Source organism: Actinomadura rubrisoli (genome assembly GCF_004349215.1).
Classification (GTDB): Bacteria; Actinomycetota; Actinomycetes; order Streptosporangiales; family Streptosporangiaceae; genus Spirillospora; species Spirillospora rubrisoli.
Window position 1 is genome coordinate 1 of the sequence record NZ_SMKU01000314.1, and the last position, 11,060, is coordinate 11,060.

The following is an 11,060-nucleotide window of genomic DNA, read 5'->3' on the forward strand; positions in this document are numbered from 1 at the left end:
CACGCCCCCCGGACGCGTCGTGCCCACCCGATCCACCGCGCGTGCCCCGACCGATACCGTGCTCTCCGCGCGCGCTGGGTGCGCCGTGCGCTCCCGGTTTGGCGTGTGCGCTGGGTGCGCCGAGTCTGGCGCGGCCGGGGTCGGGTGTGGCGGTTGCGGTGCGGGTGGTGCGCGAGCCGTTGTTGCGGGAGCGGAGCATGGAGACGATGACGACGGCGAACACGCATGCCCAGATGACGTTCAGTGGCGTCATGTAGCGCCGGGCCTTCATCCACAGCGAGGCCGTGTCGTGCCAGCCGTCGGTGTCGTTGTTCTCCTTGGTGACCTTGCCCTGGGAGCGGGACGTGCTCACCGCGCTGGTGCCCGAGCCGCTCAGGCTGTTGTCGCGGATCTGCGAACCGCCTGCCGCGCCGTGCAGGGCGATGCCGTGCGCGGTCGCGCCCTTGACGACGTTCCCGATGAGGGTCCCCGAGGCGTCGCGGAGGTAGATGCCCGTGCGGGCGCCGTCCACGGTGTTGCCGGCGAGGCTCGCCCTCCGCACGCCGTCCCGGAGCGAGATGCCCTGGCGTACCTGGTTCGACAGGCGGTTGCCGGAGATCTGCACGTCGGTGGCGCCCGAGCGGACCACGATGCCCATGTCGCCGCCGATGACCTGGCTGTTCTGAACGGACAGCTTGTCGCCGCCGAGCAACTCGATGCCATAGTGGCCGTTGTTCCGGGCCCGGCTGCTGTTGATCGAGCTGTCGCCGAAGCTCTCCAGCGACTCGCCGGACGCCGAAGGCCCGTGTGCCAGCGCCTGACCGTTGACGGTGAAGCCGTTGTGGCCGTTCCGCTCGGACGTGCAGTCGGTGACCCGGACCTTCTCGGTGGCCCGGGACAGCACGAACCCGTCGCCGCGGCTTCCGGTGACCGTCGTGCGGGAGATGTTCGCGTTCTTGGCGAACCGGTGCATGACGAGCCCGTGGGCGAGACTGTTCACGATCCTGGTGTTGGTGACCTGCGTCTGGTCGGAGCCCGACACGAACAGCCCGAACGCGTTCCCGCTGATCACGCTGGCGTCGATGGAGCCGGTGACCAGGTCGGCGGCGGGCACATGCGTCGCGGTGCCGCCCGGCCGCTCGATCTCGATGTCGCCCGGGCCGCCGCCGGACGCGCCGCCGCGCTCCTCCAGCCGCTTCTTCTTGTTGGCGTGCCGCTGCTCCTTGTTGACGTGCTTGCCCGCGCTCGCCGGACGGTCGGTGCCGGTCAGCGCGATCCCGCCCGTCCGTCCGCTCCAGAAGCCGAGATGTGAGACGTGGGCGTGCCTCATCCGGAACTCGCCGCCGACCGCGCGCAGGTAGGCGCGTCCGTCGGCGACCTCGGTGTCGGACGTCCGCGTCCGCGGGTTCCAACTGGTGATGCGCACGGGATGGCGCCGGGTGCCCTCGATCCTGACCTTTCCGCCGAAGCTCACGATCGAGCTGAACGCCCCCGGCACGCTGCCCATCCGGATCACGAGCGGGCCGGACGGGTCGGACAGCAGCAGCCCGGCGCCGTCCGCCACGTACACGTGGACGCCGAGCAGGTACGAGCCGTCCGGAAGCCGCTGGAAGTACCGGCCCCCGTACCGCCGCAGGTCGGCCACCGTGTACGGCCTGCCGCCGCTCACCGGAGGCAGGACCAGCGTCTTGCCCTGGCTGGAGCCGAAGATCTGCGGCCGCTTCCACTGCGCGGTGGCCTTCCCGCCGATCTGCAGGATCGCGGCCAGGACGGACCGTGTCTGCATGATCCGCTGGTCTTCCCGGTCGACCAGCGCCGCCTGCCGTCCGGCCGCGTCGCCCCCCGGGATGACCGGGACTTGGGCGGCCGTCCGGGTGGCCCGCAGATCGGCTTGGACGGGGCGTGCCGTCGCGTTCGCCGGCAGCGGCAGTGAGGCGAGTCCGAAGGCGGCCGCCGGCACCGCCGCGACGATGCGGCGGGCTCCGGCACGGGATGTCGGACGGGTCACGTCACGCCACTTCCTGGAGTGAGCTCGCGCTCTGCCCGGCGCCACCGATCTGGTCGGACGAGCGGGTCAGCCAGCCCTGCTTGTTCATGGTCACGAACGCGTACAGCTTGATCGGCAGGGAGATCCCGATGATGACCAGCGCGGTCAGCGGCAGCAGGAGGATCTCGCCGGGATGCCGCTTGAGGTGGGAGTAGCCGCGCACGCCCCGTCCGAACAGGACCCAGCCGATCGCCAGCGCGATGCCCAGCGGGTGCAGGTTGTCCAGGATCCGGCTGAAGATCAGGTAGGCGAGGGTGACGCCCATGGTGACGGGGGTCAGCAGGATCTGCAGGACGGTCACCTTGGTGACGAACGGCGTCCTCCACAGCCAGCCCTTCCACAGGGCGGTGAGGTAGCAGCGGTAGGAGTTGCGGCTCCAGCGGATCCGCTGCTTGAAGAACGCGCGGAACGAGTCGGGAAACATTGAGACCGCCTGCGCCGACGACTGGTGCACGGTCTTGTAGCCCTGCGACAGGGTCAGCCAGGTGAGGCGGCCGTCGTCACCGGCGACGCAGCGGCGGCCGAGGAAGAACTCGTTCTCCAGGTTCTCCACCACCGGCAGGATCGCCGAGCGGCGGTACGCGGCGGTACGTCCGGACAGGCACGCGACGCCGCCCTTGGAGCCCATCGCGGGCACGTAGTCGTAGTAGCGCAGGTTGACCAGCCAGTCGGCGATGCGCCGCCACACGCTCGTCTCGCGCTGGTAGACGTTCTGCTGCGTGCCGACGCCGCCGACCTGGGGATCCTCGAAGGGCATCTGGACGGCGTCCAGCAGGCCGGGCCTCCACCAGGTGTCGGAGTCGGCGAACACCACGATCTCGCCGCGCGCGGCGCGGATCCCGACGCCGAGCGCGGACCGCTTGCCGGAGTGCTCGTAGACCAGCACCTGCAGACGCGGGTCCATGATCTTGGCGAGCCTGCGGTGGCCCTCGGCGTCGCCGATGTCGATCACGATGATGACCTCGGACGGGTTCTGGGCGAGCCAGCTCTCCAGGCACCGGACGAGGATCTCCGGGTCTTCGCGGTACGACGGGACCACGACCGACACGGTCGTCCGGAAGGTGTTGACCACGGGCTTGTCCATCCGGGACAGGACGATCCGGTAGAGCCAGAGACCCCACACCAGCAGCCCCGCGAAGCCCAGCGGGACGAACCTGCGCCAGTCGCCCCCGGCCGCCGCCTCCGAGATCGACTCCCAGGCGTCGCTCAGCCACCCCGTGACAGATGACAATTCGGTCCTCCCTTTATCAAGACGAGCCCGGGGAGGGAATCGCCGTCTCCTGCCCCCCACAAGTAAAGGGGGACCCGACGCCATGATCGGTCCGAAGAGGCCGGATCCGGCCACGCAAGTCCCCAGCTCAGGGACGGTTTTCCGCGTTATCGGGTGGCTTGTGGCAAGTCAAGGGTTCAGCCGGAAAGCAGGGAGGATCGGGCTGTACGTCACATCCCGGACGCCCGGCGGACATGCTTCCGAAACTCCCGACAACAAGTTGACTGAGGTGTATATGGCGAAAAGGGCTATTTGTCAGTCCGTATCCGTTTTTTAATACTGAAGGGTAGGGGCGAGGCGGAAGGCATGTGAGGTGTGTCACCATCGATGCCGGTAGGCGGCGTAGGTGTGGCGTGCGTCCCGTAACTCGCCTGGTTTTGGGTGGTTGCCACTGGTTACCAGCGGGTAGCATGGTGTGGAGTTACTGATCAGTAAAAGGCGCGGGACCCGCCGGTCGCCGCTGGACTAAACGGAGTCTCGAATGGGGCACTACAAGAGCAACCTCCGGGACCTGGAGTTCAACCTCTTCGAGGTGTTCAGGCGCCAGGACCTCCTCGGCAGCGGCCCGTACGCGGAACTGGACGAGGACACCGCGCGCAGCATCCTGGAAGAGGTGAACCGGCTCGCCGAGGGTCCGCTGGCCGAGTCCTTCGAGGACGCCGACCGCAACCCGCCGAAGTTCGACCCGGCCTCGGGCACCGTGACGATGCCCGAGGGCTTCAAGAGGTCGTTCAAGGCGTGGATGGACGCGGAGTGGTACCGCCTTGACCTTTCCCCCGCGTTCGGCGGCAGCGGTGCCCCCCGCTCCCTCACCTGGGCGGTCGCCGAGCAGGTACTGGGCGCCAACCCGGCCGTCTACATGTTCGCCTCCGGCCCCGGCTTCGCCCAGATCCTGTGGCACATCGGAACGCCCGAGCAGAAGAGGTTCGCCGAGCTGGCCCTTGAGCGGCAGTGGGGCGCCACGATGGTGCTGACCGAGCCCGACGCGGGCTCCGACGTCGGCGCCGGACGCGCCAAGGCCGTCCAGCAGCCCGACGGCACCTGGCACATCGAGGGCGTCAAGCGCTTCATCACCTCGGCCGAGCACGACATGGCCGAGAACATCTTCCATCTGGTGCTGGCCCGCCCCCAGGGCGCCGGTCCCGGCACCAAGGGACTGTCGATGTTCCTCGTCCCCAAGTACCTGGTGGACGTGGAGACGGGCGAACTGGGCGAGCGCAACGGCGCCTACGTCACGGGCGTCGAGAAGAAGATGGGCCTCAAGGTCTCCACGACCTGCGAGCTCACCCTCGGCGAGAAGCACCCGGCCGTCGGCTACCTCGTGGGCGACGTGCACCAGGGCATCCGGCAGATGTTCCTCGTCATCGAGTACGCCCGGATGATGGTCGGCACCAAGGCCATCGCCACCCTGTCCACCGGCTACCTCAACGCGCTGGAGTACGCCAAGGAGCGCGTGCAGGGCGCCGACATGACCAGGATGACCGACAAGGCCGCCCCCCGCGTGACGATCACGCACCACCCGGACGTCCGGCGCAGCCTGATGACGCAGAAGTCCTACGCCGAGGGCATGCGGGCGCTGGTGCTGCTCACCGCGTCCTACCAGGACGCCGTGCAGATCGCCGAGCACGAGGGCCGCAAGGACGAGCGGGCAGAGAAGATCAACGACCTGCTGCTGCCGATCGTGAAGGGCTTCGGCTCCGAGCGCGCCTACGCCCTGCTCGGCGCGGAGTCGCTGCAGACCCTCGGCGGCTCGGGCTTCTTGCAGGAGTACCCGATCGAGCAGTACATCCGGGACTCCAAGATCGACACTCTGTACGAGGGCACCACCGCCATCCAGGGGCAGGACCTGTTCTTCCGCAAGATCCTGCGGGACAACGGCGAAGCCCTGAAGGTGCTGTGCGGCGAGATCCGGGCGTTCGCCGAGAGCGACGCAGGCAACGGCCGTCTCAAGAACGAGCGCGCGCTGCTGGCCAAGGGCCTGGACGACGTGCAGGGCATGCTCGACCCGATGGTCGGGTGGGCGCTCGCTTCCATGGAGAACCCCAAGGAGCTCTACAAGGTCGGCCTCAGCTCGTCCCGGCTGCTGCTGGGCCTCGGCGACCTGATCGTCGCCTGGCTGCTGTGCCGCCAGGCCGAGCTCGCCCTGGCCAAGCTCGGCGGCGGGGACGTCTCCGGCTCCGACAAGGCGTTCTACACCGGCAAGGTCGCCGCCGCGCAGTTCTTCTGCCAGACCGTCCTGCCGCGCCTGGCGGCCGACCGCGCCATCACCGAGGCCACGAACCTGGACGTGATGGAGCTGCCCGAAGAGGCGTTCTGACCCGTCCGCCAGACCCTTTCCGGACGCTCCGCCCCCCGCGGAACTGGTGAGGAGCGGCCCCCGCCGCCCAGCGTGGCAGGGGCCGCTGCGTCCGCGCGCCCGGGTCACTACTGTGGGCCGCGTACCCCCCGCCTCCCTGAGCGAACCGGAGAGCCGATGCCGGCCGGACGATCCCTCCGCGTGCATGGCTGCCACCGCGTGTACGGCGCCGTCCCTGTTGCCGTCTCCCTCGCCGCGCTGCTGCTCGCCGCAGGCTGCGCGGACTCCTCGCGGGCGGAGAAGAGCGATCCGCCGACCGTCAAAGGGAACGGCCCGAGCCCCAGCCCGACCGTGCAGGCCGCCAGTGTCTTGTCCAAGGAAGGCTGGTTCGGCACCTCGAACGCCCTGCACGCCCGTGTCCAGATCAAGGGTGTCGAGCGGCAGGCGGGCAAGTCGGTGCTGCGCTACACCGTCATCTCGATGGACACGGCCCCCAAGACGGTGCCGTTCACCGTCCGGCTTCTGGACCCGGTCGCCCGCAAGCTCTACCGGCAGACATCCTCGGGCGGCCAGGCGGGAGAGCAGTTCCAGCCGAACGCCGCCCGCGAGATGGCGACCGAGTTCCCGCTCGTCCCCCAGGACGTCACCAAGCTCACCGTGCTCACGACCGGCACGGCGGGGGAATTCACCGGCGTCCCCGTCACCGGCACCGGCGGCGCCCCTGGCTCGTCGCCGGGCACGCCTAGCTCATCGCCGAGCGCTCCAGGCTCGCCATCCGGCACGCCTGGCGTGAACGGCGCAGTCCCGCCCATTAACGGGACGAACCCCGCCGACCTGTACGACATCACCGAGGGCGAGGTCAAAGACGTCACGTCCGGCGGCTCCGACGTGACGGTCAACCTCCGCACGGACGTGCTGTTCGCGGTCGACTCGGCCAAGCTGTCGAGCCGCGCCAAGTCCGTCCTCGACCAGGCCGCGCAGGAGATCAAGCAGAACACCGACCCCGCCAAACGGGCGCTCACCTTCAACGGGCACACCGACAGCAAGGGCAGCGACACCGACAACCTCAAGCTGTCCAAGGACCGCGCCGAGGCCGTCATGAAGGAAATGAAGACCCGCCTTGGCGGCTCCTACACCTACTCCGCGCAAGGCAAGGGCGAGGCTGAGCCGATCGCCAAGGAGGGCGGTCCGGACGACGCCAAGGCCCGCGCCCGCAACCGCCGCGTCCAGATCTCCTACCAGGTCAAGCAGCAGACACCTGGCGGCACCGGCACCACCACCCCGCCCGCCGGCGGGCGCGGCAGCACCATCGCCCCCGCTGCGTTCCGTCCCCAGGACGGAGCCAAGGTGGCCAGCCGCTACGGCCGGTTCGGCAAGGACAAGCGGCGCCTGGACGTCAAACCCTTCTACCGGGACGGCGCCTACATCGTCGCCGTGTTCGACATCGTCAACGAGGGGCCTGGAGCGACGCCACCGACCGCCGACTACGCCCACAAGGACTACCCGGGCGGCGTGTTCACCTCGTTCTCCGTCCTCGTCCCCGGCGGCAAGGACGTGTACCGTGCCGTCCGCATCAGCACCTTGGACGCACAGGGCGTCGCACCCTACGTCGACCCAGGCTTCGCCACGTTCCGTACGGCCGTGAACGAACCAGTGCGGGGCTTCGCCTACATCCCCGCACCGCCCGGGAACCCGTCCACCGTCGTCTTCGACGGCGGCCCCTTCGGCAAGGTCAACAACGTTCCGGTCTCCTGAGCCGCTCTGACCGCCACCGCCCGGCCGGCCGAGCGCGCGCGCCTGTGGTCAGACGCGCGCGCTGGCCTGCGCGCCGATGGCGGGAATCAGCCCCAGGCGAGCATGCGGAGCGGATCCTCCAGCATGTCCCCGACGTCGCGGAGCACCCGCGACCCCAGCTCTCCATCGATGATGCGGTGGTCGAACGAGAGCGACAGCGTGGTGACCTTCCGGATCGCCAGCTCCCCCTCATACACCCACGGCATGTCACGGATCTGGCCGAACGCCAGGATCGCCGCCTCGCCGGGTGTGATGATCGGCGTCCCGGTGTCCACACCGAACACGCCCACATTGGTGATCGTGATCGTCCCGTCCGAGAGATCGGCGGGAGACGCCTTGCCCGCGCGCGCCTTGGCGGTCAGCTCGTTCAGCGCGCGCGCGAGAGCGGGCAGGCTCAGGTCCTGCGCATTCTTGACCTTCGGCACGATCAGACCCCGGTCGGTGGCCGCCGCGATGCCCAGGTTCACGTAGTGCTTGACCACGATCTCCGCACCGGACGGACCGTCCGCCCACGTGGCGTTCGCCATCGGGTTCCGTGCCACGGCCGTGAGCAGCGCGCGCGCCACCAGCAGCAGCGGGGACACCTTGACCTCGGCGAACTCGGGCAGCTCCCGGAGCCGCCGCACGGTCTCCATCGTCCGCGTGACGTCCACCTGGAGGAACTCGGTGACGTGCGGAGCGGTGAACGCCGACCCGCTCATCGCCGCCGCGGTCGCCTTGCGCACACCCTTGACCGGCACCCGCTCCTCCCGCGCGCCCTCCGCCGGCGCGGCTTGGGCGGCGAGCACGTCGTCCCTGGTGATGGATCCCTGCGGCCCCGTCCCGACGACGGTGCCGAGGTCCACGCCGAGGTCCTTGGCCATCTTGCGGACCGGGGGCTTGGCCAGCGGCAGCACGTTATCCACAGCCTGTGGACGAGTGGGCGCCACAGGAGCGGCGGCCGGGGCCGCGGCGCCGTTGGAGCCCTTACGAGCCCGACGCTTGGTGGCACCCTCCTTGACCCCGTACCCGACGAGGACGGGCTGGCGCTTGGGCTGCTCCGGCGACACCATGCCCGGCTCGTTGACCGACGGCACGCCCTCCTCTTTGAGCGCCGCGGCCTGCGCGGGCGGCTCGGAGACCGGCGTCGCCACACCGCCCTCGCCCTCGGCGTCCACCGAGATGATCGGCACGCCGACGTCGACGGTCTGCCCCTCGGTGACCAGCAGCTCGGCCACCACGCCCTCGAACGGGCAGGGCAGCTCCACGATCGCCTTCGCCGTCTCGATCTCGACGATGGTCTGGTTGATGTCGACCCGGTCCCCCGGCTGGACGTGCCACTTGACGATCTCGGCCTCCGTCAGGCCCTCGCCCACGTCCGGGAGTTTGAACAGTCTCGGCTGGCTCACCGGCGTCACCACGCGAAGGTCCGGTCGACCGCGTCCAGGATGCGGTCGAGATCGGGCAGGTAATGGTCCTCGACCCGCGACGGCGGGTACGGCGTGGAGAAGCCCCCGACGCGCAGCACCGGCGACTCCAGCCGGTAGAAGCACCGCTCGGTGATCCGCGCGGCCAGCTCGGCGCCGTATCCATTGAACACCGGGGCCTCGTGCACGACGACGCAGCGTCCCGTCCGGTCCACCGACTCCACCACCGCGCCGATGTCGAGCGGGTTGAGCGACCGCAGGTCGATGACCTCCAGCGACCGTCCGTCCTCACCGGCCGCCACGGCGGCCTCCAGGCACGTCTTCACCGACGGCCCATACGCCAGAACCGTCACGTGCTCGCCGGGACGGACGACCTTGGCCTCGTGCAGAGGCGCCCAGTCCGTCGAGTCGACATCGACCTCCGCGCGCTCCCAGTAGCGCCGCTTCGGCTCGAAGAAGATCACCGGATCCGGGGACGCGATGGACTGCTGGATCATCGCGAACGCGTCCACCGGATTGGAACACGCCACGACCCGCAGGCCCGCCGTGTGCGTGAAGTACGCCTCGGGCGACTCCGAATGGTGCTCCACAGCGCCGATGCCGCCGCCGCACGGAATCCGGATCACCACGGGTAGCGACAGCTTCCCCAGCGACCGCAGGTGCATCTTGGCGAGCTGCGTGATGATCTGGTCGGCCGCCGGGAACACGAACCCGTCGAACTGGATCTCGCAGACCGGCCGGTAACCCCGCAGTGCCAGCCCGATCGCCGTCCCGACGATGCCCGACTCGGCCAGCGGCGTGTCGATGACCCGCTCCTCGCCGAAATCCTTCTGCAGGCCGTCCGTCACGCGGAAGACCCCGCCCAGCTTCCCGACGTCCTCGCCCATCACGAGGACCTTCGCGTCCTTCTCCATGGCCCTGCGCAGGCCCTCGTTCATCGCCTTGCCGAGCGTCAGGGTCTCCGCGGTCACGACGACTCCTCTTCCTCGAACGACGCCAGGTAGGCGGCGAACTGCTCCTGCTCCTCGGTCATCAGCGGATGCCGCTCCGCGTACACGTTCTCGAAGATCGACAGCGGTTGCGGGTCGGGCATCGCCAGGCACCCCGCCCGCAGCTCCTTCGCCACCTGCTTCGCCTCCGCCTCGACCTCCTCGAAGAACGCCGCGTCCGCCAGGTCACCGCGCACCAGGTACGCCTTGACCCGCTCGATCGGATCCTTGAGCTTCCACGCCTCCTCCTCGGCCTTCAGCCGATACCGCGTGGGATCGTCCGTCGTGGTGTGCGCCCCCATCCGGTACGTGTACGCCTCGATGAGGGTCGGGCCCTGCCCCGTCCGCGCGTTCTCCAGCGCCCTGCGGGTCACGGCCAGGCAGGCGAACACATCGTTCCCGTCCACCCGCAACCCAGGGAACCCGTACCCCTGCGCCCGCTTGAACAGCGGAATCTTCGACTGCCGCTCCAGCGGCTCCGAGATGGCCCACTGATTGTTCTGGCAGAAGAACACCACCGGCGCGTTGAACACCGACGCGAACACGAACGACTCGTTGACGTCCCCTTGCGACGTCGCCCCGTCCCCGAAGTACGCGATCGTGGCACTGGCCGACGGAGTGCCCAGCACACCGTCCCTCTGCACGCCCATCGCGTACCCGGTCGCGTGCAACGTCTGGCTGCCGATCACGATGGTGTACAGGTGGAACTTGTGCTCGGCGGGATCCCACCCCCCATGACTGACCCCGCGGAAGAGCCCGAGCAGCCTCAGCGGATCCACGTCCCGGCACCACGCCACGGCATGCTCCCGATACGTCGGAAACACCATGTCGTGCTCGCCCAGCGCACGTCCCGACCCGATCTGCGCCGCCTCCTGGCCGAGCAGCGACGCCCAAAGACCGAGCTCCCCCTGCCGGGTGAGCGCGACCGCCTCCAGGTCGATCCGCCGTACGATCACCAAATCGCGGTACAGTCCGCGCACGTCCTCAGCGGACAGGTCGAGGGGATAATCGGGATGCTCGACGCGCTCCCCCTCGGGCGTGAGCAACTGGACGAGCTCGGGCTCGGCGAGCTCGGGGGCGTCTGGTGCGCCGCGCACGGAGTCGATCGTCATCGATGACACTCCTCGTTCGGGGCCGGTACACGGGATCGCCGCACGCCGGCCGGTGTCAGCGGCCTCCGAGCCCCGGTAAGGGACAAAAGCCGCTAACACCATGGTGGCAGACATCACACCCTGCGATGCAAGTCCTCCACCGCCCTCCTACCCCGCCCCCAACCCCC

General features: G+C 69.4%; 7 protein-coding genes. 2 read left to right on the plus strand and 5 right to left on the minus strand.

Features of this window, described 5'->3' with window-relative positions:
- Nucleotides 1–1,987: right-handed parallel beta-helix repeat-containing protein (locus tag E1298_RS37110; RefSeq protein ID WP_131901809.1), on the minus strand; the 1,987-nt coding region annotated here is incomplete at its 3' end.
- Nucleotide 1,988: 1 nt separating this feature from the next.
- Nucleotides 1,989–3,257, minus strand: coding sequence for a glycosyltransferase family 2 protein (locus E1298_RS37115; RefSeq protein WP_207945069.1), 1,269 nt, complete (start codon nt 3,255–3,257; stop codon nt 1,989–1,991).
- A gap of 520 nt (nt 3,258–3,777) precedes the next feature.
- Here E1298_RS37115 and E1298_RS37120 point away from each other — a divergent pair.
- Entirely contained in the window at nt 3,778–5,613 is a 1,836-nt protein-coding gene (locus E1298_RS37120; RefSeq protein WP_131901813.1) for an acyl-CoA dehydrogenase, read from the plus strand.
- A gap of 156 nt (nt 5,614–5,769) precedes the next feature.
- Nucleotides 5,770–7,347 (plus strand): OmpA family protein, encoded by a 1,578-nt coding sequence (locus E1298_RS37125; protein ID WP_131901815.1) that lies wholly within the window; start codon nt 5,770–5,772, stop codon nt 7,345–7,347.
- A gap of 86 nt (nt 7,348–7,433) precedes the next feature.
- Here E1298_RS37125 and E1298_RS37130 read toward each other — a convergent pair whose 3' ends face one another.
- The 3 genes from E1298_RS37130 to pdhA are packed head-to-tail and all read right to left on the minus strand — an operon-like array spanning nt 7,434 to nt 10,893.
- Nucleotides 7,434–8,774: a dihydrolipoamide acetyltransferase family protein gene (locus E1298_RS37130; RefSeq protein ID WP_131901817.1), complete on the minus strand. Its 1,341-nt coding sequence runs from the start codon at nt 8,772–8,774 to the stop codon at nt 7,434–7,436.
- Between the two features lie 5 nt (nt 8,775–8,779).
- Complete coding sequence (locus E1298_RS37135) at nt 8,780–9,763, minus strand: alpha-ketoacid dehydrogenase subunit beta (protein WP_131901819.1); 984 nt, start codon at nt 9,761–9,763, stop codon at nt 8,780–8,782.
- Nucleotides 9,760–10,893, minus strand: coding sequence for a pyruvate dehydrogenase (acetyl-transferring) E1 component subunit alpha (gene pdhA, locus E1298_RS37140; RefSeq protein ID WP_131901821.1), 1,134 nt, complete (start codon nt 10,891–10,893; stop codon nt 9,760–9,762). Before pdhA ends, E1298_RS37135 begins: the two co-directional genes overlap by 4 nt.
- Nucleotides 10,894–11,060 lie beyond the last annotated feature (167 nt).

Coding starts and splice junctions, on each gene's coding strand:
- pdhA (WP_131901821.1), bottom strand. CDS start 10,893: ATGACGATCGACTCCGTGCGCGGCGCACCAGACGCCCCCGAGCTCGCC.
- E1298_RS37120 (WP_131901813.1), top strand. CDS start 3,778: ATGGGGCACTACAAGAGCAACCTCCGGGACCTGGAGTTCAACCTCTTC.
- E1298_RS37125 (WP_131901815.1), top strand. CDS start 5,770: ATGCCGGCCGGACGATCCCTCCGCGTGCATGGCTGCCACCGCGTGTAC.